36 protein-coding genes are annotated in these 24,768 nt (G+C 65.3%); 2 read left to right on the top strand and 34 right to left on the bottom strand.

Annotated features, from left to right (window positions below):
* Position 1 precedes the first annotated feature (1 nt).
* The 4 genes from pglZ to COC42_RS13395 are packed head-to-tail and all read right to left on the bottom strand — an operon-like array spanning position 2 to position 2,961.
* On the bottom strand, positions 2 to 1,687 hold the full coding sequence (pglZ, locus tag COC42_RS13405) for a BREX-1 system phosphatase PglZ type A (RefSeq protein ID WP_245844129.1): 1,686 nt from the start codon (positions 1,685 to 1,687) through the stop codon (positions 2 to 4).
* The gene (locus COC42_RS17980) at positions 1,684 to 2,502 is read right to left on the bottom strand and encodes a hypothetical protein (RefSeq protein WP_245844126.1); all 819 of its coding nucleotides are present in this window, start codon (positions 2,500 to 2,502) and stop codon (positions 1,684 to 1,686) included. The genes pglZ and COC42_RS17980 overlap by 4 nt, the downstream gene beginning before the upstream one ends.
* 2 nt (positions 2,503 to 2,504) lie before the next feature.
* Positions 2,505 to 2,807: a hypothetical protein gene (locus COC42_RS13400; protein WP_217991291.1), complete on the bottom strand. Its 303-nt coding sequence runs from the start codon at positions 2,805 to 2,807 to the stop codon at positions 2,505 to 2,507.
* 52 nt (positions 2,808 to 2,859) lie between these two features.
* Entirely contained in the window at positions 2,860 to 2,961 is a 102-nt protein-coding gene (locus COC42_RS13395) for a recombinase family protein (RefSeq protein ID WP_342747322.1), read from the bottom strand.
* A 139-nt stretch (positions 2,962 to 3,100) separates the two neighbouring features.
* On the opposite strand from COC42_RS13395, the gene COC42_RS13390 reads away from it, so the two are divergent.
* Both COC42_RS13390 and COC42_RS13385 read left to right on the top strand, forming a co-directional pair.
* The gene (locus tag COC42_RS13390) at positions 3,101 to 3,481 is read left to right on the top strand and encodes a hypothetical protein (RefSeq protein WP_096343795.1); all 381 of its coding nucleotides are present in this window, start codon (positions 3,101 to 3,103) and stop codon (positions 3,479 to 3,481) included.
* 136 nt (positions 3,482 to 3,617) lie between these two features.
* Positions 3,618 to 3,908, top strand: coding sequence for a helix-turn-helix transcriptional regulator (locus tag COC42_RS13385; RefSeq protein WP_096343794.1), 291 nt, complete (start codon positions 3,618 to 3,620; stop codon positions 3,906 to 3,908).
* Here COC42_RS13385 and COC42_RS13380 read toward each other — a convergent pair.
* From COC42_RS13380 to rplC, 30 genes are all read right to left on the bottom strand, one after another.
* Positions 3,880 to 5,136: a tyrosine-type recombinase/integrase gene (locus COC42_RS13380; protein WP_096343793.1), complete on the bottom strand. Its 1,257-nt coding sequence runs from the start codon at positions 5,134 to 5,136 to the stop codon at positions 3,880 to 3,882. The two genes, COC42_RS13385 and COC42_RS13380, sit on opposite strands and share 29 nt — an antisense overlap.
* A gap of 293 nt (positions 5,137 to 5,429) precedes the next feature.
* Positions 5,430 to 6,986: a glutamine-hydrolyzing GMP synthase gene (gene guaA, locus COC42_RS13375; RefSeq protein ID WP_176484681.1), complete on the bottom strand. Its 1,557-nt coding sequence runs from the start codon at positions 6,984 to 6,986 to the stop codon at positions 5,430 to 5,432.
* Between the two features lie 282 nt (positions 6,987 to 7,268).
* Complete coding sequence (locus COC42_RS13370; RefSeq protein ID WP_096343792.1) at positions 7,269 to 9,425, bottom strand: prolyl oligopeptidase family serine peptidase; 2,157 nt, start codon at positions 9,423 to 9,425, stop codon at positions 7,269 to 7,271.
* A gap of 84 nt (positions 9,426 to 9,509) precedes the next feature.
* The gene (rplQ, locus tag COC42_RS13365; RefSeq protein ID WP_096343791.1) at positions 9,510 to 9,932 is read right to left on the bottom strand and encodes a 50S ribosomal protein L17; all 423 of its coding nucleotides are present in this window, start codon (positions 9,930 to 9,932) and stop codon (positions 9,510 to 9,512) included.
* A 224-nt stretch (positions 9,933 to 10,156) separates the two neighbouring features.
* Positions 10,157 to 11,224 (bottom strand): DNA-directed RNA polymerase subunit alpha, encoded by a 1,068-nt coding sequence (locus COC42_RS13360; RefSeq protein WP_096343790.1) that lies wholly within the window; start codon positions 11,222 to 11,224, stop codon positions 10,157 to 10,159.
* Between the two features lie 107 nt (positions 11,225 to 11,331).
* Positions 11,332 to 11,721, bottom strand: a complete 390-nt coding sequence (gene rpsK / locus COC42_RS13355) for a 30S ribosomal protein S11 (protein WP_066583941.1) — start codon at positions 11,719 to 11,721, stop codon at positions 11,332 to 11,334.
* A 105-nt stretch (positions 11,722 to 11,826) separates the two neighbouring features.
* Positions 11,827 to 12,195 (bottom strand): 30S ribosomal protein S13, encoded by a 369-nt coding sequence (gene rpsM, locus COC42_RS13350; RefSeq protein ID WP_096343789.1) that lies wholly within the window; start codon positions 12,193 to 12,195, stop codon positions 11,827 to 11,829.
* 213 nt (positions 12,196 to 12,408) lie between these two features.
* Positions 12,409 to 12,915, bottom strand: a complete 507-nt coding sequence (locus COC42_RS13345; protein ID WP_096343788.1) for an SRPBCC family protein — start codon at positions 12,913 to 12,915, stop codon at positions 12,409 to 12,411.
* Between the two features lie 45 nt (positions 12,916 to 12,960).
* A complete protein-coding gene (locus COC42_RS13340) occupies positions 12,961 to 13,611 on the bottom strand; it encodes an adenylate kinase (RefSeq protein WP_096343787.1) in 651 nt (216 codons plus the stop codon).
* 37 nt (positions 13,612 to 13,648) lie between these two features.
* Complete coding sequence (gene secY, locus COC42_RS13335) at positions 13,649 to 15,022, bottom strand: preprotein translocase subunit SecY (protein WP_096343786.1); 1,374 nt, start codon at positions 15,020 to 15,022, stop codon at positions 13,649 to 13,651.
* A gap of 172 nt (positions 15,023 to 15,194) precedes the next feature.
* Positions 15,195 to 15,749, bottom strand: a complete 555-nt coding sequence (gene rplO / locus COC42_RS13330) for a 50S ribosomal protein L15 (RefSeq protein ID WP_096343785.1) — start codon at positions 15,747 to 15,749, stop codon at positions 15,195 to 15,197.
* A gap of 90 nt (positions 15,750 to 15,839) precedes the next feature.
* Entirely contained in the window at positions 15,840 to 16,016 is a 177-nt protein-coding gene (gene rpmD, locus COC42_RS13325) for a 50S ribosomal protein L30 (protein WP_096343784.1), read from the bottom strand.
* A gap of 5 nt (positions 16,017 to 16,021) precedes the next feature.
* Entirely contained in the window at positions 16,022 to 16,732 is a 711-nt protein-coding gene (gene rpsE, locus COC42_RS13320; RefSeq protein WP_096343783.1) for a 30S ribosomal protein S5, read from the bottom strand.
* Positions 16,733 to 16,734: 2 nt separating this feature from the next.
* The gene (gene rplR / locus COC42_RS13315; RefSeq protein WP_096343782.1) at positions 16,735 to 17,088 is read right to left on the bottom strand and encodes a 50S ribosomal protein L18; all 354 of its coding nucleotides are present in this window, start codon (positions 17,086 to 17,088) and stop codon (positions 16,735 to 16,737) included.
* Complete coding sequence (rplF, locus tag COC42_RS13310) at positions 17,088 to 17,621, bottom strand: 50S ribosomal protein L6 (protein WP_096343781.1); 534 nt, start codon at positions 17,619 to 17,621, stop codon at positions 17,088 to 17,090. Before rplF ends, rplR begins: the two co-directional genes overlap by 1 nt.
* Positions 17,621 to 18,016, bottom strand: coding sequence for a 30S ribosomal protein S8 (rpsH, locus tag COC42_RS13305; RefSeq protein WP_096343780.1), 396 nt, complete (start codon positions 18,014 to 18,016; stop codon positions 17,621 to 17,623). Before rpsH ends, rplF begins: the two co-directional genes overlap by 1 nt.
* Positions 18,017 to 18,028: 12 nt before the next feature.
* The gene (gene rpsN, locus COC42_RS13300) at positions 18,029 to 18,334 is read right to left on the bottom strand and encodes a 30S ribosomal protein S14 (protein ID WP_096343779.1); all 306 of its coding nucleotides are present in this window, start codon (positions 18,332 to 18,334) and stop codon (positions 18,029 to 18,031) included.
* A 19-nt stretch (positions 18,335 to 18,353) separates the two neighbouring features.
* A complete protein-coding gene (rplE, locus tag COC42_RS13295; protein ID WP_096343778.1) occupies positions 18,354 to 18,938 on the bottom strand; it encodes a 50S ribosomal protein L5 in 585 nt (194 codons plus the stop codon).
* Entirely contained in the window at positions 18,931 to 19,248 is a 318-nt protein-coding gene (gene rplX, locus COC42_RS13290; protein ID WP_096343777.1) for a 50S ribosomal protein L24, read from the bottom strand. The genes rplE and rplX overlap by 8 nt, the downstream gene beginning before the upstream one ends.
* Complete coding sequence (rplN, locus tag COC42_RS13285) at positions 19,248 to 19,616, bottom strand: 50S ribosomal protein L14 (protein WP_096343776.1); 369 nt, start codon at positions 19,614 to 19,616, stop codon at positions 19,248 to 19,250. The genes rplX and rplN overlap by 1 nt, the downstream gene beginning before the upstream one ends.
* Before the next feature lie 88 nt (positions 19,617 to 19,704).
* Positions 19,705 to 19,983 (bottom strand): 30S ribosomal protein S17, encoded by a 279-nt coding sequence (gene rpsQ, locus COC42_RS13280; protein ID WP_096343775.1) that lies wholly within the window; start codon positions 19,981 to 19,983, stop codon positions 19,705 to 19,707.
* A 13-nt stretch (positions 19,984 to 19,996) separates the two neighbouring features.
* Positions 19,997 to 20,200 (bottom strand): 50S ribosomal protein L29, encoded by a 204-nt coding sequence (gene rpmC, locus COC42_RS13275; protein ID WP_096343774.1) that lies wholly within the window; start codon positions 20,198 to 20,200, stop codon positions 19,997 to 19,999.
* A gap of 3 nt (positions 20,201 to 20,203) precedes the next feature.
* The gene (rplP, locus tag COC42_RS13270; protein ID WP_096343773.1) at positions 20,204 to 20,635 is read right to left on the bottom strand and encodes a 50S ribosomal protein L16; all 432 of its coding nucleotides are present in this window, start codon (positions 20,633 to 20,635) and stop codon (positions 20,204 to 20,206) included.
* Between the two features lie 5 nt (positions 20,636 to 20,640).
* A complete protein-coding gene (gene rpsC, locus COC42_RS13265) occupies positions 20,641 to 21,351 on the bottom strand; it encodes a 30S ribosomal protein S3 (protein WP_096343772.1) in 711 nt (236 codons plus the stop codon).
* Positions 21,352 to 21,354: 3 nt separating this feature from the next.
* Positions 21,355 to 21,735 carry a 50S ribosomal protein L22 gene (rplV, locus tag COC42_RS13260; protein WP_096343771.1) on the bottom strand — a complete coding sequence of 127 codons (381 nt, stop codon included), beginning with the start codon at positions 21,733 to 21,735 and terminating at the stop codon, positions 21,355 to 21,357.
* Positions 21,735 to 22,013 (bottom strand): 30S ribosomal protein S19, encoded by a 279-nt coding sequence (gene rpsS / locus COC42_RS13255; protein WP_096343770.1) that lies wholly within the window; start codon positions 22,011 to 22,013, stop codon positions 21,735 to 21,737. Before rpsS ends, rplV begins: the two co-directional genes overlap by 1 nt.
* Before the next feature lie 3 nt (positions 22,014 to 22,016).
* A complete protein-coding gene (rplB, locus tag COC42_RS13250; RefSeq protein ID WP_096343769.1) occupies positions 22,017 to 22,862 on the bottom strand; it encodes a 50S ribosomal protein L2 in 846 nt (281 codons plus the stop codon).
* 2 nt (positions 22,863 to 22,864) lie between these two features.
* On the bottom strand, positions 22,865 to 23,182 hold the full coding sequence (locus COC42_RS13245; protein ID WP_096343768.1) for a 50S ribosomal protein L23: 318 nt from the start codon (positions 23,180 to 23,182) through the stop codon (positions 22,865 to 22,867).
* On the bottom strand, positions 23,175 to 23,801 hold the full coding sequence (gene rplD / locus COC42_RS13240; protein WP_096343767.1) for a 50S ribosomal protein L4: 627 nt from the start codon (positions 23,799 to 23,801) through the stop codon (positions 23,175 to 23,177). The genes COC42_RS13245 and rplD overlap by 8 nt, the downstream gene beginning before the upstream one ends.
* Before the next feature lie 2 nt (positions 23,802 to 23,803).
* Positions 23,804 to 24,559 (bottom strand): 50S ribosomal protein L3, encoded by a 756-nt coding sequence (rplC, locus tag COC42_RS13235; RefSeq protein ID WP_096343766.1) that lies wholly within the window; start codon positions 24,557 to 24,559, stop codon positions 23,804 to 23,806.
* Between the last annotated feature and the right edge of the window lie 209 nt (positions 24,560 to 24,768).

Genomic DNA, 24,768 nt, shown 5'->3' with positions numbered 1-24,768 from the left:
TTCAGAAGTCAAAATCGTTCGAGAAGCTGCGCTTCAGCCGATAGCGAGCTGTGCGGTACTCCCGGAAGTGGGACGTCTCGCCATGTCGCTCTTCGAGTTTCAGGATCACCTCCTGATCATTGAACGCGTCGGCCTGACGCGAAAGCAGGAATCGGACCGGGATTTCGCGCTCACGGGGATTGTCGGAGCGGAAGTCGAAGACCAGCTCATGGCAATCGGAAATCAGCTCGCCCGACTGGGCGTAGATGCCGGCCCGCAGCTGGCGCGACTGGGTTTTCTCGGTCACCGCGGTCGCCTGATAGAAGCGCACCGAGATCTGGCTCGAGGTGATCATCTGGTTCGAGCTGCCGATGATTTCGACCTCGACCGCCGAAGTGTCGCTCTGACGCTTCTTGTTGATTTTGACCACGGGGACGACGACCTCCTGCAGCGTCGCCCCGCCATGAACGAACCGGCTCCCCGAGCCCTGCCTGCGCAACCGGTTGATCGATTTCGGGATCAGCACCTCCACCGAGCCCTGAAGATTGGCCTGCGCAGGCGTGAAGCGCCGCAGGCCATGATTGGCCTTCAAGCCATGCCCGAGGATGAACCGCCGATCCCGGTACAGGATCGTGTCGCCCTCTACTTGGGCGGACGAGAAGTCGCTCTCCTCGATCGGCCGGTGCTGGTAGATAAAGCCGTGGTCTGCGGTGACGATCATGTTGGCGGCATTGGCGCCGTTAAGCTTTTTCACCAGCCGCACGATCTCTTCGATCGTATCCTCCGCGGCCTCGAAAACCCGCTCCTCCGAAACCTGCTTGTCGCCGATCGCGTCGATCAGGTTGTGATAGACATAGATGACGTCGTGGTCCCGGACGAGTGCTCGCGCCTGATCCTTGTCCAGGCCCATCAACTCCTCGGCTTTCAACGCCGTGGTCCTGTCGCCTGAGCGACCTTTTGCCAGGATCTTCTTGCGGTTCTCCAGCCCCTGTGAGCTCTGGCCGTCCACCAGGACGGTGGCGGTGTCGTTATCGGCGATCTGCAGGTTGCCGTTGGGCAGGAGCGAAGCCATGCCGAGCTGAGTGTAGCTCGGAAGGCTGCCAAACACTGGCTCGATAGCCGCCTCGTAGCGATCAAGGCTCCGAATTCGCCCGAGGAGCTCCTCGGCAATTTCGTAGCGGAGTGCGTCGGAGATGATGACGCAAATCTTCTGATCACGACGCCGGAACTCGCCGACATGCTCGCGATAGAAGCCCCGCTGCCCCGAGATGGGCGCGGCCGACCAAGATTCGGCCCCGTCCACATGGGCCTGCCACGCCTCGTTGAGGCGCAGCAGATAGCCGTTCACGTAATGGTTCTCGACCTGCTCCGATAGCTCGCGCATCAAGGTCGCTTGCCCGGACTTTTGCATGTGCCAGATGAATTTCCGGTAGAGCTGATCGATCCTGAACCAGCTCTTCGCATAGCGCTGCACGCCCTCAGCCAGGCTGGTCATGCCAAGCGCTACCTGAGCCATCGCCTGCTGGAATTCGGCGGCGAAACCGATCGCCTCATAGAGGTCGCGATAGGCGCCGTACCAGTGGCTTTGCCGCCGCTGACGAACCCAGCTCAGCACGTCAGCCTGAGCGACAGTCTGAGCGCTGACCTCATGGACCAGCGCGCGGATGATCGCTCGGTCGACCTCTTCGAAATAGTCGATCTCGATCAATGTGCGGAAATCGCGTTGGCCAGATCCTCGGCGATGCCCAAGGCCTCGGCATAGTCAGCCGCCAGCTTGGCAAAGGCCTCCCCGGCATTCCGGTTGTTTTTCCACCGTCGGAAAAACACTAGGGCGTCGGACGTCAGGATCGGCTCCCCGCCGACGGCGCTCTGGTAACAGGACTTGAATAGGGTGATCGCGAAGTCGCCGATGCTGGGACGCTCGGCGCGATAACCGAAGACCCGCGCCATCTGGTCCCAGAGGAAGGGGTCTAGTCCGATGCGGCCGATCACGCGGAGGCTGTCGTCGCGTCCTTCGGCGAGTTCCATCAGCAGCGCTTCAACGACGGTGTCGAAGCCACCATCTGCGCCCGTGCAGATGGCCAGCATCTTCAAACGCAGGGCGGGTTTGGTGTCATCCCCGCGGATCACCGTCTTCAGTTTTTCCATTCGGCGGCTGGAACGGAAGAACTCGTGGTGCTCGCGCACCAGATCCTCAAAGCCGATCGGTAGGCCGAGATCGCTTAGCCAGATCGCCACCTGGTCGGTCTTGAACACCGCGTTTGCCAACTCGACGTCGAGCAGCCAATTGTCGATATCTGCTGGTCGCGGCCCCTCCCAATAGAGCAGGAATTGATCCTTCGGGAATTCCCGAAGGATTCGGTGCTTCACAGCGAACTCGGTGTTGACCACCTCGACCTTCGTCACGCTGCTCAGCGTTAGCCCATCGAATGCGGCGCGGAATTCGCGTGCGGGGTCGTACCAAAAGACCATGCGGTGCTTGTCGAAGTGGCCTTCCAGACCCTTGGCGATGCGGTCCAGCATGGTCAGTCGTCGCCGTCATTCAGGCCCTTGATGGGCTTCAGGGCTGCACCGAACTTGGGATAGTTGGCCTTCACACCATCATCGAGGTCGATTTCGATCTTCTGCGTGGCCAGAGGGAACAGGACGTCGCGCTCCCACGCATCAAGTTCCTCGATCTGCCTACCCGTCGCCTCGATCTCTTTCAGGGCCTTCGTCTTCTGCGCGGGCGAAGCGTCACCGCTGATGCTCAGCGCCTCCTGCGCGCGCCGATAACCCTCCAACTTGTTGCGGAACTCGCGCAGGTAGTCGTTGAGCACCACGCTCACAGTGAAGCCACAAGCGGCCGTCCAGGCGCAGACCGCTCTTGCCCGAGTCTTCCTAGGTCTTCACGATCTCGAAGCCCCGCCGAGCGGCGTACTGCGCTATGACTTCTGCCTGGTTTTCGGTGGAGTACTTCTGATGCTCGGTCGACATGCGCACGTACTGGGCTGCCCTCACAGGTGCGCGGGACGTTTCTTCAGCGCGGATTGCCTCTGATGCTTCGATCACACCGGCTGCTCTCACTGGCCCAAGAAGGACAGGTTCGACCTCCCACCAATTCTATTGGGAGTCAGGAGGAATGTCGTTCTCCGAGAAAGACCGAAATCTTCAGTCGAAACCTGGAAAGCCCTTTCCGATCGATGGCGGCGCCCAGTCCTTCGCGCGCGAGATCTCCTTGGCGCTGAAGGCCGAATTCGGCGGCACACCCGCTTCGCTCAAGACGGTGGCCCAGCTCACCTCATCGAATGAGCGCGCGGTGCGAAACTGGTTCGAAGCCAAGAACGCACCCAGCGGCGAGAACCTGGTGATCCTGATGCGCCATTCCGATCTGGTGCTCCGAACGGTCCTAGGATTGGCCGATCGCCAGGATCTGGTCGTGGCGGTGGGGCTGGCCAGCCTGCGGCGTCAGCTTGTCGATGCCGTAGCCGCGATCGATGGACTGCCGCTATCGCCTGAGTAGGCGTCGGCCGCTGTTGTGAGAACCCGCCGATTTGTACGCCATGGCCGCCGCGAACCCTACGCTGCGCCGTAGGCTCTTTCATGTTGCGTCTATCGGCTGCAATCGACACCGCACGTCACATCGCGGGAGGCAGAGCATGTCGACACGCCCTGATGCATTGAAGAAGCGGATGATCCGGAAGCATGAGCTTCGACAGATTGTGCCGCTGGCGGACACCACGATCTATGAAATGGAGCAGCGAGGAGAGTTTCCCCGCCGCTTTGCGCTGACGCCGCGCTGTGTCGTCTGGGACCTCGCCGAGGTCGAAGCGTGGCTGGCCGAACGGTTGAGCAAGGCGCGGCGATCATCTGTTGACCGGGCGCCGCACCCAAACGTGCGCCAGCGCAAGGCTCGCCCCGTTAGAGCGCCGGATCAGGCGCGAGCATAGCCATCGCCGGCGGGACCAGCACCGGCACCCGCTTCTGTCCAGCAACCCAAGCGTCCACGATGTCGGACCATTCCCGCATCATGTGCCGGCGCTGATGCTCATATTCAGCCTTGTTGTAGACGCCGCGTGACGAGCGGCCGTCTTCATGGGCCAAACACTTCTCGATCCAGTCGCTGTTGAACCCAAGCTCGTTCAGAAGCGTAGACCCGGTCCGGCGCAAGTCATGAACGGTGAAGGGCTCGAGCGGCAGTCCCTCCTTCTGGGCGCGCTCCACGACCGCATAGGTGATGCGATCGAAAGTGGCGCGCGACATGGGCGCGTCCGCATCATACCGCGAAGGCAGCAGGTAGCGTGAGTTCCCGGCGCAGGTCTTCAGCGCGATCATGATGTCGAGGCACTGCCGAGACAGATAGACGTTGTGCGTCTTCGAGCGCTTCATCCGCTCTTTCGGGATCGTCCAGACCGCGTTCTCGAAGTCGACCTCGTCCCAGGTCGCGTCCTGCAGTTCGCTCTTGCGGACCATCGTCAGCAGGAAGAGTTGCATACCGAGCCGGATCGTGGGCAGCGTGGCGACATGCTCGAGCTGCTTTAACATCACGCGAATTTCGGTCGGTGATAGCGAGCGGTCCTTCGGCACAAAGGTCGCGATCGAAGCGGGTCCGACATCGTCAGCCGGATTGGCGACCTTCTCGCCGTGCAGAATCGCAAATCCGTAGATCTGCTTGAGGATGTCGCGGACGTGGATCGCGGTGGCGGGAGCACCACGATCGACGATCTTGCCGCAGTGAGCGCGAAGATCATCCGGCGTGATCTCGTGGAGAAGCCGGTTTTTCCAGACAGGGAGCAGCTCACGCTCGAAAATCGATCGCCGCATGGCTCGCGTACTGTCGGCCATGGGCGCCTTCATTAGCCAGCTCTCGCCGAACTCACCGAAGCTCTTCGCTTCCTTGAGGCGGCGCTTTTCCCGCTGCTTCTCCTGGGCCGGCGATCGACCTTCGGCGACCGCCCTCTTGGCGTCGATCGTCTTCTCACGGGCCCGCGCAAGCGAGATCCCGGTCGGGCCGTACTTTCCGAGCGTCAGAGTCTCCCGCCGCCCGTTCAAGCGATAGTCCAATCGGAACGTCAGCGTCCCTGACGTCGAAACGTGAACGTAGAGCCCGTCGCGGTCCGTGACTTTGTACGCTTTATCGCGTGGTTTCAGGTTCTTAAGCGCTACATCGGTGAGCATGCGGGCTCCTCCAAGTCGGGAATACCGTCAGCCCATTTTCAGCACCTTAGCGGAACCATTTTTCCTATATTTCAGCATCTTAACGCGAAGAAAATACCGTCACACGGGCCGACGGGCCTGACGGTATCGACGCTTGCCGCGTTCTGCAAGTTTGGAGCATACCGTCACGTAGACCGTCCCAGCCAACCGCTGCTCAGCGATTGACCCCGATAGACCGCGAGAGATAATCTTTTTAATTCAGAGCCTTAAGCGGCACACAGCGAATGCTCGCGATAGCCCCAGACGGGCCTGAATCATTCCCACTCGATCGTGCCCGGCGGCTTGCTCGTATAGTCGTAGGTGACGCGGTTGATGCCGCGGACTTCGTTGATGATGCGCGTCGCGACGCGCGGCAGGAAGTCGCCGGGAAAGCCGAACGCCTCGGCGGTCATGCCATCGGTCGAGGTGACGGCGCGGAGCGCGAGGACGCTGTCATAGGTGCGCCCGTCACCCATCACGCCGACCGAGCGGACGGGCAGCAGCACGGCGAACGCCTGCCAGATGGCGTCGTAGAGGCAGGCGCTCCGGATTTCCTCCAGATAGATGGCATCGGCCTTGCGCAGGATATCGCAGCGTTCCTTGGTCACTTCGCCGGGAATACGGATGGCGAGGCCGGGTCCGGGGAATGGATGGCGGCCGACGAAGATGTCCGGCAGGCCGAGCTCGCGGCCGAGCGCGCGCACCTCGTCCTTGAAGAGCTCGCGCAAGGGCTCGACGAGCTTCATGTTCATCCGCTCGGGCAGGCCCCCGACATTGTGGTGGCTCTTGATCGTGACACTCGGGCCGCCGGTGAAGCTGACGCTCTCGATCACATCGGGGTACAGCGTGCCCTGCGCCAGGAACTCGGCCCCGCCGATCTTGCGCGCCTCGTCCTCGAAGACGTCGATGAAGGTCTTCCCGATGAACTTGCGCTTCGCCTCGGGATCGGTGACGCCGGCAAGGCCCGAGAGGAACAGCGTCTCGGCGTTCACATGGACGAGCGGGATGTTGTAGTGGCCGCGGAACAGGCTGACGACTTGGTCGGCCTCCCCTGCCCGCATCAGCCCGTGATCGACGAAGACGCAGGTCAGCTGCTCGCCGATCGCCTCGTGGATCAGGACCGCCGCGACCGCCGAATCGACGCCGCCCGACAGGCCGCAGATGACGCGGCCCGTACCGACCTGCTCGCGAATCTCGGCGATCTTGGCGGCGCGGAACTCGGCCATCGTCCATTCGCCCGAGCAGCCGCAGACATGGCGGACGAAATTGGCGAGCAGCCGAGCACCGTCGGGGGTATGAACGACCTCCGGATGGAACTGCATCGCGTAGTAGCGACGCGCATCGTCGGCGATGACGGCAAAGGGCGCGCCGGCGCTCGCCGCGACGGGGCGAAAGCCGGGGGCGAGCGCCGTCACCTTATCGCCGTGGCTCATCCAGACCTGGTGGCTTTCGCCTTCGGCCCACATGCCGTCGAACAGCGCGCATCGGTCGCCGATCTCGATGAAGGCGCGGCCGAACTCGCCCGAGTCCCCTGCCTGCACCCTACCGCCCAGCTGGTGCATCATCACCTGCTGCCCGTAGCAGATGCCGAGTACCGGCAGCCCGCTGTCGAAGATCGCCTGCGGCACGCGCGGGCTCCCCTCGTCGAGGACCGAGGCGGGGCTGCCCGACAGGATGATGCCCCTCGGCTTCATCCGCTCAAAGGCGTCGGCCGCGGCGGTGAAGGGAGCGATCTCGGAATAGACGCCGGCCTCACGCACGCGGCGCGCGATCAGCTGCGTCACCTGGCTGCCGAAATCGACGATGAGGATGGATTCGGGGTGTTCGATCATGCGCCCATCTAGCCCAAGCATGGCCGAGGGCAAGGGGCGTCACCGCTGGCGCAGGGGGCTCCGTAACAGTTCGGCCCGCGCACGCAGGTGATAGATCGCCTGCATGCGGTCCATGCCCGTTTCGCGGCACACCCGCTTAATCTCGCTTTCGCTCGGCACCATCTGGCCCCCGGAACAAGCCGAAGCCCACAAGACATTTGCGGGCCTCTCAGCATCGCCGCGCGCCGTGAACGCGACCGGATAAGGTACCGTCCATACACCGATCGGTTCCGGCAGAGTCCTCTAAAGACCTGATTTAATCTCCAGTCCCGTCCACTTCGCCGCAAATGCGTAAAGGTCGGCCGTCTCCTCGATGACCTTGTCGGTCGGCTTGCCGCTGCCATGGCCGGCGCGTGTTTCGATGCGGACGAGGTGCGGCTTGGGACCGATGTCGCTTGCCTGAAGCTGCGCGGTGTATTTGAAGGTGTGGCCCGGCACCACGCGATCGTCGGTGTCCGCCGTCGTCGCCAGGATCGCTGGATAGGTCTTGCCCGCGGTCACATTGTGATAGGGCGAATAGGCGCGCAGGACCTTGAAATCCTCGACCTTCGACGGATAGCCGTAATCGTCGACCCAGTAACGGCCGGCCGTAAACCGGTCGAAGCGCAGCATGTCCATCACGCCCACTGCGGGCAGGGCTGCTGCGAACAGGTCGGGCCGCTGGTTGACCACCGCGCCGACCAGCAGGCCGCCGTTTGACCCGCCCTGGATCGCCAGGCCGTCCTTCTTGGTGATGCCTTGCGCGATCAGATATTCGCCCGCCGCGATGAAATCGTCGAAGACGTTCTGCTTGTTCTTCAACCGCCCACCGTCGTGCCACGCCTTGCCATACTCACCGCCGCCGCGAATGTTGGCGAGGACGAAGACGCCGCCCTGCTCCAGCCAGGCGATGCGCGCGGCCGAGAAAGCGGGCGTATAGCTGACGTTGAACCCGCCATAGCCCCACAGCATCGTCGGCGCCGGGCCGGTCACGTCCTTGCGCCGCACCACGAACATCGGCACGCGCGTGCCGTCCTTCGACGTGTAGAAACGCTGCTCGACGCCGTAGCGCGAGGGGTCGAAGGCGACCTTCGGCGTGGCCCACGGGGTTGCCGTGCCCGACTTCATGTCGAGACGATAGATCGTGGTCGGCACGTTGAAGCTCGTAAAGGCGTAGAAGGCCTCGGCATCGTCATGCTCGCCGCGGATACCCGTGACGGTGCCCACGCCGGGCAGCGCCAGCTTGCCGAGAAGCCGGCCTTCCATGTCGTAGCGGCGCACCTCGCTCTTGGCGTCGACCATGTAGACGAGGACGATCTGCCCGCCGACGACCCCAGCCGATTCGATGACGGCGCTATCCTCGGGCACGACGTCGCGCGTCACCGGCGCGGCGTCGGCGATGTCCATCGACACGACCTTTGACCGCGGTGCACCCTTGTTGGTGGTCCACCAGAAGCGCGTGCCCTGGTTGCCCATATAGCCCCATTCGTGCTCCAGGCCCCGGATCAGCGTGCGCGGCTTCCACGCCGGATCGGCAAGATCAACCAGCGTCACTTCATAGCGGTTGTCGGTGCCCTCGCTGGTGGTGACGATCAGCCAGCGCCCATCGTCGCTGAGCTGCGTCGAATGGCCGCGCTTTGGCGTCTCGGGCGTCGCATAGACGAGCCGGTCGTCTGCCTGTGCGGTGCCGAGCTTGTGGAAGTAGACCGACTGGTTCTCGTTGAGCGCCTGGAACTGCTGCGCGGCGTCGGGCGCGGGGAAACGCGAATAGAAAAAGCCCGAGCCGTCCTTGGCCCAGGTCAGGTTCGAGAACTTGACCCATTTGAGCTCGTCGGCCAGCGGCCGGCCGGTGGCGACGTCGAGCACGCGCACCGTCCGCCAGTCCGAGCCGCCGTCCTGGATCGCGTAGACGAGGTGCCGTCCGTCCTCCGAGGGCTCATACTCGCCGAGCGCGGTGGCGCCATCCTTGGCCCATGTGTTGGGATCGATCAGCACCCGCCCCTCGCCGTTCAGGCTGTCGCGGACGTACAGCACCGCCTGGTTCTGAAGCCCCGAGTTGCGGGCATAGAAATAGCGGCCGCCCTTCTTCTCGGGCACGCCGACGCGCTCATAGTCGAACAGTTGCTTGAGACGCGCCTTGAACGCCGCACGGCCGGGCAGCGTCGCCAGATAGGCGTCGGTCGCCTGGTTCTGCGCCGCCACCCAGGCGGCGACCTTCGGATCGGTGCGGACGTCGTTCTCGAGCCAGCGATAGGGATCTGCGACCGTCTCGCCGAACAAGGTCTCGGTCACCGGCACCTTGTCGGTCGCGGGATAGGAAATCGGGGCTGCCACGGTGCTTCGCGTCTCCGGCCTGGGATCGTCTGCCGCATGAATGGGGGCGGCGAACAGGAGCGGCAAGGCAAGCAGCGCGACACGCATCGAAACTCGTCTCCGATGAAACAAGAAAGGCCGCACCCTGACGGGATGCGGCCCTTCGTGCAAGTGTCGGGAGGATGAGCCCGATCAGGCTGCTTCGTCGAAATCCTCGTCGGTCAGGACCGGACCCGAATCCTGGCCCTTCGCGCTGACGTCGCGATCGACGAACTCGATGATCGCCATCGGCGCCGCGTCCGACGCGCGGGGACCGGCCTTGATGATGCGGGTATAGCCGCCGTTGCGGTCGGCGTAGCGCGCGGCGAGCACGTCGAACAGCTTCACCAGCTGCGCGTCGTCGAGCAGCCGGGCATGCGCCAGACGACGGTTCGACAGGCCGCCCTTCTTGGCCAGCGTCACCAGCTTCTCGACATAGGGGCGAAGCTCCTTGGCCTTCGCGACCGTGGTCGTGATCTGCTCGTGCTTGATGAGCGCCGCCGACATGTTGCGGAACAGCGCGATGCGGTGGGCCGAGGTCCGCTGAAGCTTACGGCCGCCATATTTGTGGCGCATGTGATCTTCCTTCGTGTTCGTCAGGGGGCCGTTTCACGGAACCCCAAGCCAGGTGGGACGTCGGGCCACCCCATCTACGTCATCCTGGACTCGTCCGGGACCCCGCTTCTTTCGTGTTCACGCCCGCCGCGGTGGAGCCGCATCGTCGGACAGAGCCTTGCGGCCCCGCCGACCGGGCCCGGCGATCGATCCGGGATTAGCGATGCTAATCCCGGACGCCGGGCTCAGCCCATGATCTCCTGCTCGAGCTTCTTGGCCATTTCCTCGATATTCTCGGGCGGCCAGCCCGGGATTTCCATGCCGAGGCGAAGGCCCATGCTCGACAGCACTTCCTTGATCTCGTTGAGCGACTTGCGGCCGAAGTTCGGCGTGCGCAGCATCTCGGCCTCGGTCTTCTGGACCAGATCGCCGATATAGATGATGTTGTCGTTCTTGAGGCAGTTGGCGCTGCGGACCGAAAGCTCGAGCTCGTCGACCTTCTTGAGCAGGTAGCGATTGATCGTCGCGGTGTCGCCCGGCGTGTCGGCGGCCGGCGCCGGAAGGCCGGCCGTGGCCGCAGGCGCCGCGCGGGTCATCGCCGAATCATCGAAGTGGACGAACAGCGCCAGCTGATCCTGAAGGATGCGCGCGGCATAGGCGAGCGCATCGTCCGGGCTCACCGTGCCGTCGGTCTCGACCGTCAGCGTCAGCTTGTCATAGTCGAGTTCCTGCCCGACGCGGGTGTTCTCGACCTTGTAGCTCACCTGGCGGACCGGCGAGTAGAGCGCGTCGACCGGGATGAGGCCGATCGGCGCGTCGGCCGGACGGTTGGCGGTGGCGGGCACATAGCCCTTCCCCGTGTCGGCGGTCAGCTCCATGTTGAGCGTCGCGCCGTCGTCGAGGTGGCAGAGGACGAGCTCGGGATTCATCACCTCGATGTCGCCGGTGACGGCGATGTCGCCCGCCTTGACCTCAGCGGGGCCGGTCGCCGACAGCTGAAGGCGCTTCGGCCCTTCGCCCTGCATCTTGAGGGCGATCTGCTTGACGTTGAGGACGATGTCGGTCACGTCCTCGCGCACGCCCGCCAGGCTCGAGAACTCGTGCAGCACGTTCTCGATCTTGATCGACGTGACCGCCGCGCCCTGGAGCGAGGAGAGCAGCACGCGGCGCAGCGCATTGCCGAGCGTCAGGCCGAAGCCGCGCTCCAGCGGCTCGGCGACGAAGGTCGCCTTCCGCTTCGAATCATTGCCCGACTTCTTCTCGAGGCCGTTGGGCTTCTTCAGTTCCTGCCAGTTCTTTGCGTTGACAGACACAGGCTTCCCCTGGGTTGGGCGGGAACGGGGCGCTTCCCGCCGAAACGCGGCGTCGCGCGGGCGGCACGGCTGCTCGGCCGGCCCGCCCGCGCGACGCGATATTCAGATCAGACGCGGCGACGCTTGGACGGACGAACGCCGTTGTGCGGGATCGAGGTCACGTCGCGGATCGAGGTGATCTGGAAACCGACCGCCTGCAGCGCGCGAAGCGCCGACTCGCGACCCGAACCCGGACCCTTCACTTCGACCTCAAGCGTGCGGACGCCGTGCTCGGCGGCCTTGCGGCCCGCGTCCTCGGCGGCGACCTGGGCGGCATAGGGCGTCGACTTGCGCGAGCCCTTGAAGCCCATCATGCCGGCCGACGACCACGAAATGGCGTTGCCCTGCGCGTCGGTGATGGTGATCATCGTGTTGTTGAAGCTGGCGTTCACATGCGCGACGCCGGCGGTGATGTTCTTGCGCTCGCGACGGCGAAGGCGCTGCGGTTCACGTGCCATTGGAAATCATCCTGACTTTGTGTCGTGGTACGGAGGCCGGGAGGCAGTCGGCCTCGAACCTGTCTCCGACGGAGAAGAAGGGAAATCGGCCCCCCGGGACCGATCTTACTTCTTCTTGCCCGCGATCGGCTTCGCCTTGCCCTTGCGGGTGCGCGCATTGGTGTGCGTGCGCTGGCCGCGGACCGGCAGGCCCTTGCGGTGGCGAAGGCCGCGATAGCAGGCGAGGTCCATCAGGCGCTTGATGTTCATCGCGGTCTCGCGACGAAGATCACCCTCGACGGTGTAGCCGGCGTCGATCGCCTCGCGGATCTGAAGGACCTCCTGGTCGCTCAGGTCCTGCACGCGGCGGTCCGCGGCGATTTCCAGCTTGTCGGTGATTTCCTTGGCCTTGGCCGGGCCAATGCCGTGGATATACTGAAGCGCGATGATCACGCGCTTGTTGGTCGGGATGTTGACACCCGCAATACGAGCCATGAACTTTATTCTCCCAGCTCCACAGCGGACGGCATGGCAGCACGTCCGCTATCTCGTCGCGTTGATCCGAACCCAAGCAGAAGTGGCGGTCGCGAAAGCGCGCCGCCGGTCAACCGCGGTGTCGGAAGAGGTGCCAACTAGGCGGGGCGCGGGCGCCTGTCAAGCGAGTCGCGCGCTGTCAAGCGGAACCTTTTCGCCGCTTCGACGTGCGCGCTATCGCCGCTCGGCCAGCGCCTTGAGGCGCGCGAGCTGTTCGCCGAGCACCGCGTCCACCGGCGCGGCGAGCGCCCCACCCTTGCCGCGCAGATTGCCGCCGACGACATAGGTCAGCGTAAGCCGCGTTCCCGCCCCTTCCGCCGCCAGCGCGAGGCTCAGCGTCGCGGCCGTCGCCTCCGCCTGAAGCGGTCCAAGCCCGCCCGACAGGCGCAGCAGCCTCGCGCGATCGGCGTGGATCACGCGGGCATGTTCGATGCTGCCCCTGCCCCCGTCCAGCTTCTCGCAGAAGCAACCGGGCGCCGACAGGTCGAGCGACAGGTTCTCGGCCTTGCCCGAATAGCTGTGCGCGCCGTTCCACCAGCGCGGCACGTCACCCAGATGGGTCCAGACGCGCTCGGGCGATGCGTCGATCGTCACCACCTGCTCGATGACGATCGCGTCGGGACCGGACGACACCACGTCCCCCAAAAGCGGCAGGCCGAGCAGCGCGAGCAAAGAAAGCATGACGTTCTCCCCCGCGACCGATCCGACACCGACCGCGCGAATCGGTCAAGCCTTGCCGAGGATGTCCTCGATCGCCGCGGTCACATGCGCGATGTCGGCCATGCCGTCGATGCGGCGCACCAGGCCCTGCGCCTCGTAATGCGGCAGGATCGGCGCTGTCTTGGCTCGGTATTCGGCCATACGCGTGCGCACCGTCTCGGCATTGTCGTCGGGGCGGCGCTTGAACTCGGTCGATCCGCAGACGTCGCAAATGCCGACGACAGCCGGCAGCTTGAACACGTCATGATAGCCCTCGCCGCACTTGGCGCACGTGAAGCGGCCGGTGATACGCTCGACCAGCGCATCCTCGTCGACCATCAGCTCGATCACGTAATCGAGCTTGCGGCCGCGCGCGGCCAGCAGCTCGTCTAGCGACGCGGCCTGGGCGGCAGTACGGGGGTAACCGTCGAAGATGAGGCCAGGCTCGGGGCCCAGCTCGTCGAGCCGCTCGCCAATGATGCCCGACACGATCTCGTCGGAGACGAGCTGCCCCGCCTCCATCACCGCCTTGGCAGCGAGGCCCGTCGGCGTCCCCGCCTTGACCGCGGCGCGCAGCATGTCGCCGGTCGAAAGCTGGACCATGCCGCGCTCGGCGACGAGGCGACCCGCCTGCGTGCCCTTGCCCGCGCCCGGCGGCCCCAACAGGATGATGTCCACGCCTTCCCCCCTTTGAACGCCGTCTGCCCTGCCCGCCTTACTGGCGGACGCGGCCACCCTTCAGCTTCGCCTTCTTGATGAGGTCGCCATATTGGTGCGCCAGCAGATGCGACTGGATCTGCGTCACCGTGTCCATCGTCACGTTGACGACGATGAGAAGGCTGGTGCCGCCGAGATAGAAGGGAATGCTCAGCGCCGAGACGAGGTACTCGGGCAGCAGGCAGATGATCGTCAGATATGCCGCGCCGATCACGGTGATACGTGTCAGCACGTAATCGAAATAGTTCTCGGTGTTCTTGCCCGGCCGGATGCCCGGGATGAAGCCGCCATAGCGCTTCAGATTCTCGGCGGTTTCCTCGGGATTGAAGACGACGGCCGTGTAGAAGAACGAGAAGAAGATGATGCCCGCGGCATAGAGCGCCATATAGACCGGGCTGCCGTGCTGCAGATACTGGTTGAGCGCGATCATCGTGTCGTTCCACCAGCCCCCGCCGCCGGCCGCGGCGTTCTGGCCCGCGAACTGGCTGATCGTCACCGGCATGAGCAGGAGCGACGAGGCGAAGATGGGCGGAATCACACCCGCGGTGTTGATCTTGAGCGGCAGGTGGCTGCGCTCGGCCTGCACGCCGCGCGCGGTCTGACGCTTGGGATACTGGATCAGGATCCGCCGCTGCGCGCGCTCCATGAAGCAGATGAACAGGACGAGGCCGGCGACCGCGGCGATGATGCCCATCAGGCGGACGGGATCGACGGTGCCGGTGCGGCTCCCCTCGAACAGCTGGACCAGCGTCGTCGGTAGGTGGGCGACGATGCCCGCCATGATGATGAGGCTGATGCCATTGCCGATACCGCGGCTGGTGATCTGCTCGCCCAGCCACATCAGGAACATCGTGCCGCCGATCAGCGAAACGACCGCGCCGATGCGGAACAGCATGCCGGGCTCGACCACCGCCTGCGCGCCGGCCGACGCGCCGAACGCCTCGAGCCCCACCGCGATGAACCAGCCCTGGATCGCCGTCAGCGCGACCGTGCCGTAGCGGGTGTACTGATTGAGCCGCTTGCGCCCGCTTTCCCCCTCCTTCTTGATCGCGGCGAGCGTCGGCGACAGCGAGGTCGCCAGCTGCACCACGATCGAGGCGGTGATGTACGGCATCACGCCCAGCGCGATGATCGACATGCGCTCCAGCGCGCCACCCGAGAAGGTGTTGAAGAAGTCCATAACCCCGCCCTGCGTCTGCTGCGCGAGCAGGTTGAGCTGGGTAGGGTCGATGCCGGGCAGCGGCACATAGCTCAGCATGCGGAACACGATGAGCGCCCCCAGCGTGAACCAGAGCCGCTTCTTGAGCTCGGTCGCCTGGCCGAACTTGGACAGGCTGATGCTGGTGGCGAGATTGTCGGCTGCGGATGCCATCTGGATGTCTGTCCCGGGAATCAGTGCGGGCGGAACCTTCGCCCGTCCGGTTCGTGCATATAGGCCGTCATGCGGCGATGTCTAATGCCGGGGCGGTCTCTGCCAGCGCCCGGTAGCGCCGCGCACGGCTTACGAGTGAGGGCGCCCGACGATCGGACGCCCCCTCGTTCGATCAGGCCTGGCTGGCCTTCTGCTTCTCGGCCTTTGCGGCGAGGCGCTCGGTGCGCGCCTTGCCCTTCTTGGCGGCCGCCTTCTCGGCGGCGGGGACGACCTCGATCACCGACACGGTGCCGCCGGCCGCCTCGATCGCCTCGCGCGCGCCCTTCGACACGCCGGCGACGGTCAGGTTGAGCTTGGCGGTCAGGCTGCCCTTGCCGAGCACGCGCACGCCGTCCTTGCCGCCGCGCGTCAGGCCGGCCGCGTTGAGCGCCGCCTGGTCAAGGCTCGCGCCCGCGTCCAGCTTGCCTTCGTCGATCGCCTTCTGGAGCGCGCCGATGTTGATCTCGGCATAGTCCTTGCCGAACGGATTGTTGAAGCCGCGCTTCGGCAGGCGCATGTGGAGCGGCATCTGACCGCCCTCGAAGCCGTTGATCGCGACGCCCGAGCGCGCCTTGGCGCCCTTCTGGCCGCGGCCGGCGGTCTTGCCCAGGCCCGAGCCGATGCCGCGGCCGACGCGCACGCGCTCCTTGCGGGCGCCCTTGTTGTCGCGGATGTCGTTCAGTTTCATGTCTTGCACTCGCTTTCGCTAGGTTCGCGCTGAAAATCAGGAAGGGGGCCGTTAGCCCCCTTCCCTCGTCTTGTCATGTGTAATCGAGGATCAGTCCTCGACCGACACCATGTGATGCACCTTGCGGATCATGCCGCGCACCGAGGGGGTGTCCTCGAGCTCGACCGTCCGGTGCATCTTGTTGAGGCCAAGGCCGACCAGCGTCGCGCGCTGATCCTTGGTCCGGCGGATGGGCGAGCCCGTCTGCGTCACCTTGATCGTCGCCATCAGCTTTACTCCACGAGCGCCGCGGCATCGGCCTCGGCGGTCTGCGACCCACCGCGGCCGAGCAGGTCGGCGATCTTCTTGCCCCGGCGCTGAGCGACGGCCTTGGGCGAGCTCTGCTCACCCAGCGCCTCGAACGTCGCGCGGATCATGTTGTAGGGGTTCGACGTGCCCGTCGACTTGGTCACCACGTCGGCGACGCCCAGGCTCTCGAACACCGCACGCATCGGACCGCCGGCGATGATGCCGGTACCCGACGGCGCCGAGCGGAGATAGACGTTGCCCGCACCGAAATGCCCGCGGCCATCATGGTGCAGCGTCCGGCCCTCGCGAAGCGGCACGCGGATCATCTTCTTCTTGGCCGAGGCGGTCGCCTTCGAGATCGCCTCCGGCACCTCGCGCGCCTTGCCATGGCCGAAGCCGACGCGGCCCTTGCCATCGCCCACGACGACCAGCGCCGCGAAGCCGAAGCGCTTGCCGCCCTTCACCGTCTTCGAAACGCGGTTGATGTGGACGAGCTTCTCGATCAGCTCCTCGCCACCCTCGTCGCGGTTGCGGTCGTCACGGCGACCGCGGTTGCCGTCACGGCCGCCACGACCGCGATTGTCGCCGCCGGGGCCACGCCCACGGCCACCACGGCCACCACGGGGAGCGCCGGTGTTCGCGTCGGGCGACGTCGCCTCGACCGGGGTCTCGGTCTGGTTGTTTTCGTCGGCCATCGTCAGAACTCCAATCCGCCTTCACGCGCGGCATCCGCCAGCGCCTTGACGCGACCATGATAGAGGAAGCCGCCGCGGTCGAAGACGACCTGCGTCACGCCCGCCGCCTTGGCCGCTTCGGCAAGCTTCTTGCCCACGTCCGCCGCCGAAGCGACGGTCGCGCCGAGCTGCCCGCCGCCCTTGAGCAGGCTCGAGGCCGAGGCGAGCGTCTTGCCCTGGGTGTCGTCGATGACCTGGGCATAGATATGCCGGCCCGAACGATGCACCGACAGCCGCGGACGGCCGCCCGAACGCGCGCGGAGCGCGGTGCGGTTGCGGCGACGCCGCTTCTCGAAGAGAGAGAGACCCTTGCTCATTACTTCTTCTTCCCTTCCTTGCGGAAGATGAACTCGCCGTCGTACTTGATACCCTTGCCCTTATAGGGCTCGGGCTTGCGCCAGCGGCGGATTTCGGCGGCGACCTGGCCGACCTTCTGCTTGTCGATGCCGCTGATCTCGACCGTGGTCTGATCCGGCGTCTTGATCTCGATCCCCTCGGGGATGTCGAAATTGACGTCGTGGCTGTAGCCGAGCTGCAGCTTGAGGGTCTTGCCCTGCGCCGCCGCACGATAGCCGACACCGGTAATAAGCAGCTTCTTCGAGAAGCCCTCGGTCACGCCGGTCACCAGGTTCTGGACGAGCGTACGCTGCATACCCCAGAACGCGCGCGCGCGCTTGGTGTCGTTCGCCGGCAGTACCGAGATGCCGCCATCGACGGTCTCATACTTAATGTCGTCGGCGAGCGGCATGGTGAGGGTGCCCTTGGGACCCTTCACGCTGAGCTCGCCGCCTGCGATGTTCGCCGTCACGCCCGCGGGGACGCTGACCGGCTTCTTGCCGATGCGGCTCATCAGAACACCTCCGCCAGCACTTCGCCGCCGACATTCTGCTCGCGCGCCTCGGCGTCGGACAGAACGCCCTTCGGCGTCGAGACGATCGTGATGCCGAGGCCGTTGCGGACGCGCGGAAGCTCCTGCGAACCCGAATAGACGCGGCGGCCCGGCTTCGAGACGCGGGCGACGTGCTTGATCGCCGGCTGGCCCTCGAAATACTTCAGCTCGATGCGGATGCCCTCGATCGGGCCCAGCTGCTCGGCCGAATAGCCGCGGATATAGCCCTCGCGCTGAAGCACGTCGAGCACGCGCGCACGCAGCTTCGACGCGGGCGTCAGGACGCTGTCCTTGCGCGCGCGCTGGCCGTTGCGGATGCGGGTGAGCATGTCACCCAGGGGATCGGTCACTGCCATTGTCTGGATCCCTTACCAGCTCGACTTCACGACGCCGGGGATAAGGCCCTTGTTGGCCAGATCACGCAGCATGACGCGAGCAAGACGGAACTTGCGGTAATAGCCGCGCGGACGCCCGGTGAGCTCGCAGCGGTTGCGGATGCGGGTCGGATTGCCGTTGCGCGGCAGCTCCGCCATCTTGAGACGCGCGATCAGGCGCTCGCTCTCGTCGAGCGACTCGTCGTTCGCGATCGCCTTCAGCTTCGCATACTTGGGCGCGTACTTCGCGACCATCTTGCGACGCTTCTCGTTCTTGTTCACAGAACTCAGTTTCGCCATGACTTAAGTTCTTCCTTCCTTATGCCGCCTGCTTGGCTTCTTCGTCCGCCGCACGCGGGAACGGGAAGCCAAAGAGACGGAGGAGCTCGCGAGCCTCTTCGTCGGTCTTCGCGGTGGTGGTCACGATCACGTCCATGCCGCGGACCTTGTCGATCCGGTCATAGTTGATCTCGGGGAAAATCAGCTGCTCCTTGATGCCGCAGGCATAGTTGCCGCGACCGTCGAAGCTCTTCGGGTTGAGGCCGCGAAAGTCACGGACGCGCGGCAGCGCGATCGTGACGAAGCGGTCAAGGAACTCGTACATCCGCTCGCGGCGCAGCGTGACCTTGACGCCAATCGGCATACCCTCGCGCAGCTTGAACTGCGCGATCGACTTCTTGGCGCGCGTCACGACCGGCTTCTGGCCGGCGATCAGCTCCATTTCCGAAGCGGCCTGCTCGACCTTCTTCTTGTCCTGGGTCGCCTCGCCGACGCCCATGTTCAGGACGATCTTGTCGATGCGCGGCACCTCGAGCGCGTTCTTGTAACCGAACTTCTCGGTCATCGCCTTGGCGATGCTGTCGTCATACAGCTTGCGCAGGCGGGGCGTGTACTTGTCAGCCATTGATGACGTCCCCCGTCTTGGCGGCGACGCGAACCTTCTTGCCGTCGCGGATTTCGAAGCGGACGCGCGTCGGCTTGCCGTCGGCGGTCACGTGCGCGACCTTCGAGACATGGAGCGGCGCTTCCGAGCGCTCGAGCCCGCCCTGCGGCGCGGCCTGAGTGGGCTTCTTGTGGCGGACGGCGACGTTGACGCCGGCGACGACGACCTTGTCCTCGCGCGGGATCGAGCGGATCACCTCACCGGTGCGGCCCTTGTCCTTGCCCGACAGGACGACGACCTTGTCGCCCTTCTTGATCTTTGCGGCGGCCATTACAGCACCTCCGGCGCAAGGCTGATGATCTTCATATAGCCCTTGCCGCGCAGCTCGCGGACCACCGGGCCGAAGATACGGGTGCCGATCGGCTCCTCGTTCTTGTTGACGAGCACCGCGGCATTGCCGTCGAAGCGGATGACCGAGCCGTCGGCGCGGCGGATATCCTTGCGCGTGCGAACGATGACGGCGCGGTGCACGTCACCCTTCTTCACGCGGCCGCGCGGCGCGGCTTCCTTGACGCTGACGACGATCACGTCGCCCACGCCCGCGGTGCGGCGCTTCGAGCCGCCCAGCACCTTGATGCACTGGACCCGCTTGGCGCCGCTGTTGTCGGCGACGTCCAGGTTGGACTGCATTTGGATCATGTGACCCGTTCCTTCTCACTGGGGTGGATACCGACCCAACCCCGCCTTCGACCAACCCCCGGCATCGCGCCGGCGGCAGCATCTTCGATCAAGCCGCGTGTTCTGCCGCGACCTCTTCCGGCGTCGCGTGGGTGTTGACCCGCGCCACGACCTTCCAGGTCTTGAGCTTCGAGATCGGCGCCGTCTCTTCGATGCGCACGGTCTCGCCCTCGCGATACTCGTTGCCCTCGTCATGGGCATGATACTTCTTCGAACGGCGGATGATCTTGCCGTAGAGCGGGTGCTTCACCTTGCGCTCGACGTTCACCACCACCGTCTTGTCGGTCTTGTCCGAGACGATCACCCCGGTCAGCACGCGCTTCGGCATGTCGGTCCCTTCCTTACTTCGCGTCCGAGCGCGAGCGCTCGGTCTGCAGCGTCTTGATGCGCGCGATGTCGCGACGAACTTCCTTGACGCGGCTCGACTTCTCGAGCTGGCTGGTCGCCGCCTGGAAGCGGAGGTTGAACGCCTCGCGCTTCAGGTTGCCCAGCTCCTCGCCCAGCTGATCGTCGCTCTTGGCGCGCAGATCACTTGCCTTGGTCATCTATCAGCCCTCCAGGTGCGACGTGTCGCCGAGGCGCGCCACGACCTTGGTCTTGATCGGCAGCTTCATCGCCGCACGCTCGAACGCTTCCGCCGCGAGCGGGCCGGGCACGCCGTCCAGCTCGAACAGGATGCGGCCGGGCTTCACGCGCGCCGCCCAGAATTCAGGGGCGCCCTTGCCCGAGCCCATGCGGACTTCGGCGGGCTTCGACGACACCGGCAGGTCCGGGAAGATCCGGATCCACAGGCGGCCCTGACGCTTGATGTGGCGCGTGATCGCACGGCGAGCCGCCTCGATCTGGCGAGCGGTGATCCGCTCGGGCTCCATCGCCTTCAGGCCATAGGCGCCGAAGTTCAGCGTCGCGCCGCCCTTGGCCTCGCCCTTGATCCGGCCCTTGAAGGCCTTGCGGAACTTGGTGCGCTTCGGTTGCAGCATCGGACTTAGTTCCTACGGTCGTCGCGCGCCGGGCGCACGCCCGACGTCTGCGATTCGAGGTTCAGGCGATCGGTCGCCAGCGGATCGTGGCCGAGGATCTCGCCCTTGAAGATCCAGACCTTGACGCCGCACACGCCGTACGCGGTGTGGGCCTCGGCCTCGGCATGGTCGATGTTCGCGCGCAGCGTGTGCAGCGGCACGCGGCCCTCGCGATACCATTCCGAACGCGCGATCTCGGCACCGCCCAGACGGCCGCCGCAGTTGATGCGGATGCCCTCGGCGCCCAGGCGCATCGCCGACTGCACCGCGCGCTTCATGGCGCGGCGGAAGGCAATACGACGCTCGAGCTGGTCGGCGATGCCCTGCGCGACGAGGCGCGCATCGACTTCGGGCTTCCGGATCTCGACGATGTTCAGCGACACGTCCGACGCGGTCATCGAGCCGAGCTTCTTGCGAAGCTTCTCAATGTCGGCGCCCTTCTTGCCGATGATGACGCCCGGACGGGCGGCATAGATCGAGATGCGGCACAGCTTGGCCGGACGCTCGATCACGACCTTGCTGATCGCCGCCTGCTTGTGCGTCGACATGATGTACTGGCGGATCTTCAGATCCTCCAGCAGCAGCCGGCCATAGTCAGCGCCCTCGGCGAACCAGCGGCTGTCCCAGGTGCGGTTGATCTGCAGGCGAAGGCCGATCGGATTGCTCTTGTGACCCATGGATCAGGCCTCCTCTTGCACTTCGCGAACCACGATCCGAAGCCGCGAGAACGGCTTCAGGATGCGCGTCGACTTGCCGCGGCCACGGGTGTGGAACCGCTTCATCGTGATCGACTTGCCGACCGACGCCTCGGCGACGACGAGCGCGTCGACATCGAGGTTGTGGTTGTTCTCGGCATTGGCGATCGCCGATGCCAGAACCTTGCGCGCGTCCTCGGCCATCGCCTTCTTCGAGAAGGTGAGGATGTTGAGGGCGTCGCCGGCACGCTTACCGCGGATCAGGCCCGCGACCAGGTTCAGCTTCTGCGCCGACCCGCGGATCTGCGTGCCGACCGACAGCGCCTCGTTATCGGCGACGCGGCGGGGAGCTTTATCCTTGCTCATCAGCGCTTGCCCTTCTTGTCGGCGGCGTGGCCGGGGAAGAAGCGCGTCGGCGCGAACTCACCCAGCTTCATGCCGACCATCTCTTCGTTGACCGACACCGGCACGAACTTGCGGCCGTTGTAGACGTTGAACGTCAGGCCCACGAACTGCGGCAGGATCGTCGAGCGGCGCGACCAGGTCTTGATCGGACCCCCGCGACCACCGGCGTCCTGCGCCGCCTCGGCCTTCTTGAGAAGGCTGAGCTCGACGAACGGACCCTTCCAAACCGAACGAGCCATCGTTTAGCCCTTCTTCTTCGCGTGGCGGCTACGGATGATGAACTTGTCCGTCGCCTTGTTGTGGCGGGTGCGCGCACCCTTGGTCGGCTTGCCCCAGGGCGTGACCGGATGACGGCCGCCCGAGGTCCGGCCCTCACCACCGCCGTGCGGGTGATCGACCGGGTTCTTGGCGACGCCGCGGGTCAGCGGACGCTTGCCGAGCCAGCGATTGCGGCCGGCCTTCGCCAGGTTGGTGTTGCCGTTGTCAGGGTTCGACACCGCACCCACCGTCGCCATGCAGTCGGCGCGGACATAGCGCTGCTCGCCCGAGTTCAGGCGGACGATGACCATGCCGCGGTCGCGACCCACGACCTGCACGTAGGTGCCGGCCGAACGCGCGATCTGGCCGCCCTTGCCGGGCTTCATCTCGACATTGTGGACGATCGTGCCGACCGGCATCTGGCCGAGCTCCATCGCGTTGCCCGGCTTCACGTCGGTCTTCTTGCCCGCGATCACCTTGTCACCGGGCGAGAGCCGCTGCGGCGCGAGGATATAGGCATAGTCCGTCGCTTCGTCGGTCCCGTAGTTGACGAGCGCGATGAACGCCGTGCGGTTGGGATCGTACTCGAGGCGCACCACCGTGCCCTCGACGTCCCACTTGCGACGCTTGAAGTCGATGATGCGATAGCGCTGCTTGTGGCCGCCGGCGATGCCGCGCGAGGTCACATGGCCCTTGTTGTTGCGGCCGCCGGTCTTGCGCTTGCCCTCGGTCAGCGCCTTGACGGGGCCGCCCTTGTGCAGCGCCGAGCGGTCGACCAGAATCAGGCCGCGACGCGCCGGCGACGTCGGATTGTAGTTCTTCAGCGCCATGGTCAGTTGACCCCCTGCGTGACGTCGATCGAATCGCCGTCCTTGAGCGTCACGATCGCCTTCTTGATGTCGGAGCGCTTGTAGGGCGTGCCCTTCCAGCGCTTGGTCTTGCCCTTCTGGACGATCGTGTTGACGCCCGTCACCGACACGTCGAACAGCGCCTCGACCGCCGCCTTGATCTGCGGCTTGGTGGCGTCATTCGCGACCTTGAACACGACGGCGTTGGCCTCGGACACGAGGGTCGCCTTCTCGGTGATGTGCGGCGCGACGATCACGTCATAATGACGCGCGTCGATCGCGGCCTTGCCCTTCTTAGCCATTGAAGCGCGCCTCCAGCTTCTCGACGGCAGCGCGGGTCAGGACCAGCGTGTCGTGCTTCAGGATGTCATAGACGTTGGCACCGACCGCCGGCAGGACGTTGACGCCCGACAGGTTGCGGGTCGCCAGCGCAAAGCCGTTCTCGACCGCCTCGCCGTCGATCACCAGCGCGGTCTTGCCGAAGCCGAGCTTCGTCAGCGTGCCGGTCATCGCCTTGGTCTTCGCATCGACGACCTTGAGGTCGTCGAGGACGATCAGCGTGCCGGCCGCCGCATGGCTCGACAGCGCCATCTTGAGGCCGAGCTGACGAACCTTCTTGTTGAGGCTCGACTCGAACTCGCGAAGGCGAGCGCCGTGCGCCTTACCGCCGCCGATGAAGATCGGCGCCTTGCGGTCGCCGTGACGGGCCGTACCGCCGCCCTTCTGGCGACCGAACTTCTTGCCGGTGCGCGCCACGTCCGAACGCTCGCGCGTCGGGCGGGCGGTGCCGCGGCGATTGTGCAGCTGCCAGGTGACGACGCGGTGCAGGATGTCCGCGCGCGGCTCGACGCCGAACACGGTGTCGTTGAGCTCGATCTCGCCCTTGTCGGCGGCGTCGAGGGTCTGGACCTTGACCTTCACGTTCAGCCCTCCTGGCCGTCGGTCGCCGCGACCTCGTCACCACCCGCAGCGGGGGTGTCGGCAGCGGCGTCGTTGTTGTTGGCGACCTGACGCAGGCCGGCGGGGTACGGCGCGTCCTTGTGGCGCGCGACCTTGACCGCGTCGGTCACGACCAGCCACGCACCCTTGTGCCCGGGCACCGAGCCCTTGACAAACAGAAGGCCGCGCTCGCTGTCGGTCGAGACGATCTCGAGATTCTGCTGCGTGCGCTCACGGTCGCCCATGTGACCGGCCATCTTCTTGTTCTTGAAGACCTTGCCCGGATCCTGGCGGTTACCCGTCGAACCATGCGAACGGTGGCTCAGCGACACGCCGTGCGTGGCGCGAAGACCTCCGAAGCCCCAGCGCTTCATGGCGCCGGCGAAACCCTTGCCCTGCGTGCGGCCCGACACGTCGACCAGCTGGCCGGCGACGAAATGGTCGGCGCCGATCTCGGCCCCGACATCGAGCAGCGCGTCTTCGGCGACGCGGAACTCGCAAAGCTGCGCCTTCAGCTCGACCTCGGCCTTGCCGAAGTGGCCGCGCTGCGGCTTGGCGACGTTCTTGGCCTTGGCGGTGCCGGCACCGATCTGGACGGCGACATAGCCGTCACGGTCGGCGGTGCGCTGTGCGACCACCTGGACGCCCTCGAGCGCCAGGACGGTGACCGGCACGTGGCGGCCGTCGTCCTGGAACAGGCGGGTCATCCCCATCTTCTTCGCGATCACGCCAGTGCGCATGATGCGTATTCCTTCCCACAACAGAGGCTCCCCGGGGGGAGCGTGCCAACGAAAAGACCCCCCAGCGTCACCGCCGAAGGGCCAGCCCAATTACAAGTGCCCCCGTCAGGGCCGTGGTTTCGCTTCGTATAAAGCGAAAGACGGGGACTCAGGCGCCAGTCTATGACTGGCCGGTATCCCTGCTTTCGTGAGGACCACCGCGGCGGGCG

Origin of the sequence: Sphingomonas spermidinifaciens (genome assembly GCF_002351485.1) — a bacterium.
Lineage (GTDB): Bacteria > Pseudomonadota > Alphaproteobacteria > Sphingomonadales > Sphingomonadaceae > Sphingomonas > Sphingomonas spermidinifaciens.
The sequence above is the reverse complement of the archived record's forward strand: the minus strand, read 5'-3'. Positions and strand labels throughout refer to the sequence as shown.

Bases quoted from the DNA above. Each gene is read 5' to 3' on its own strand.
- COC42_RS17980 (WP_245844126.1), bottom strand. From the start codon at position 2,502: ATGCTGGACCGCATCGCCAAGGGTCTGGAAGGCCACTTCGACAAGCAC.
- COC42_RS13390 (WP_096343795.1), top strand. From the start codon at position 3,101: ATGTCGTTCTCCGAGAAAGACCGAAATCTTCAGTCGAAACCTGGAAAG.
- COC42_RS13385 (WP_096343794.1), top strand. From the start codon at position 3,618: ATGTCGACACGCCCTGATGCATTGAAGAAGCGGATGATCCGGAAGCAT.
- COC42_RS13380 (WP_096343793.1), bottom strand. From the start codon at position 5,136: ATGCTCACCGATGTAGCGCTTAAGAACCTGAAACCACGCGATAAAGCG.
- guaA (WP_176484681.1), bottom strand. From the start codon at position 6,986: ATGATCGAACACCCCGAATCCATCCTCATCGTCGATTTCGGCAGCCAG.
- COC42_RS13370 (WP_096343792.1), bottom strand. From the start codon at position 9,425: ATGCGTGTCGCGCTGCTTGCCTTGCCGCTCCTGTTCGCCGCCCCCATT.
- rplQ (WP_096343791.1), bottom strand. From the start codon at position 9,932: ATGCGCCACAAATATGGCGGCCGTAAGCTTCAGCGGACCTCGGCCCAC.
- rpsK (WP_066583941.1), bottom strand. From the start codon at position 11,721: ATGGCACGTGAACCGCAGCGCCTTCGCCGTCGCGAGCGCAAGAACATC.
- rpsM (WP_096343789.1), bottom strand. From the start codon at position 12,195: ATGGCTCGTATTGCGGGTGTCAACATCCCGACCAACAAGCGCGTGATC.
- COC42_RS13345 (WP_096343788.1), bottom strand. From the start codon at position 12,915: ATGCTTTCTTTGCTCGCGCTGCTCGGCCTGCCGCTTTTGGGGGACGTG.
- secY (WP_096343786.1), bottom strand. From the start codon at position 15,022: ATGGCATCCGCAGCCGACAATCTCGCCACCAGCATCAGCCTGTCCAAG.
- rplO (WP_096343785.1), bottom strand. From the start codon at position 15,749: ATGAAACTGAACGACATCCGCGACAACAAGGGCGCCCGCAAGGAGCGC.
- rpmD (WP_096343784.1), bottom strand. From the start codon at position 16,016: ATGGCGACGATCAAGGTGACGCAGACGGGCTCGCCCATCCGCCGGACC.
- rpsE (WP_096343783.1), bottom strand. From the start codon at position 16,732: ATGGCCGACGAAAACAACCAGACCGAGACCCCGGTCGAGGCGACGTCG.
- rplR (WP_096343782.1), bottom strand. From the start codon at position 17,088: ATGAGCAAGGGTCTCTCTCTCTTCGAGAAGCGGCGTCGCCGCAACCGC.
- rplF (WP_096343781.1), bottom strand. From the start codon at position 17,621: ATGAGCCGCATCGGCAAGAAGCCGGTCAGCGTCCCCGCGGGCGTGACG.
- rpsH (WP_096343780.1), bottom strand. From the start codon at position 18,016: ATGGCAGTGACCGATCCCCTGGGTGACATGCTCACCCGCATCCGCAAC.
- rpsN (WP_096343779.1), bottom strand. From the start codon at position 18,334: ATGGCGAAACTGAGTTCTGTGAACAAGAACGAGAAGCGTCGCAAGATG.
- rplE (WP_096343778.1), bottom strand. From the start codon at position 18,938: ATGGCTGACAAGTACACGCCCCGCCTGCGCAAGCTGTATGACGACAGC.
- rplX (WP_096343777.1), bottom strand. From the start codon at position 19,248: ATGGCCGCCGCAAAGATCAAGAAGGGCGACAAGGTCGTCGTCCTGTCG.
- rplN (WP_096343776.1), bottom strand. From the start codon at position 19,616: ATGATCCAAATGCAGTCCAACCTGGACGTCGCCGACAACAGCGGCGCC.
- rpsQ (WP_096343775.1), bottom strand. From the start codon at position 19,983: ATGCCGAAGCGCGTGCTGACCGGGGTGATCGTCTCGGACAAGACCGAC.
- rpmC (WP_096343774.1), bottom strand. From the start codon at position 20,200: ATGACCAAGGCAAGTGATCTGCGCGCCAAGAGCGACGATCAGCTGGGC.
- rplP (WP_096343773.1), bottom strand. From the start codon at position 20,635: ATGCTGCAACCGAAGCGCACCAAGTTCCGCAAGGCCTTCAAGGGCCGG.
- rpsC (WP_096343772.1), bottom strand. From the start codon at position 21,351: ATGGGTCACAAGAGCAATCCGATCGGCCTTCGCCTGCAGATCAACCGC.
- rplV (WP_096343771.1), bottom strand. From the start codon at position 21,735: ATGAGCAAGGATAAAGCTCCCCGCCGCGTCGCCGATAACGAGGCGCTG.
- rpsS (WP_096343770.1), bottom strand. From the start codon at position 22,013: ATGGCTCGTTCGGTTTGGAAGGGTCCGTTCGTCGAGCTCAGCCTTCTC.
- rplB (WP_096343769.1), bottom strand. From the start codon at position 22,862: ATGGCGCTGAAGAACTACAATCCGACGTCGCCGGCGCGTCGCGGCCTG.
- COC42_RS13245 (WP_096343768.1), bottom strand. From the start codon at position 23,182: ATGGCTAAGAAGGGCAAGGCCGCGATCGACGCGCGTCATTATGACGTG.
- rplC (WP_096343766.1), bottom strand. From the start codon at position 24,559: ATGCGCACTGGCGTGATCGCGAAGAAGATGGGGATGACCCGCCTGTTC.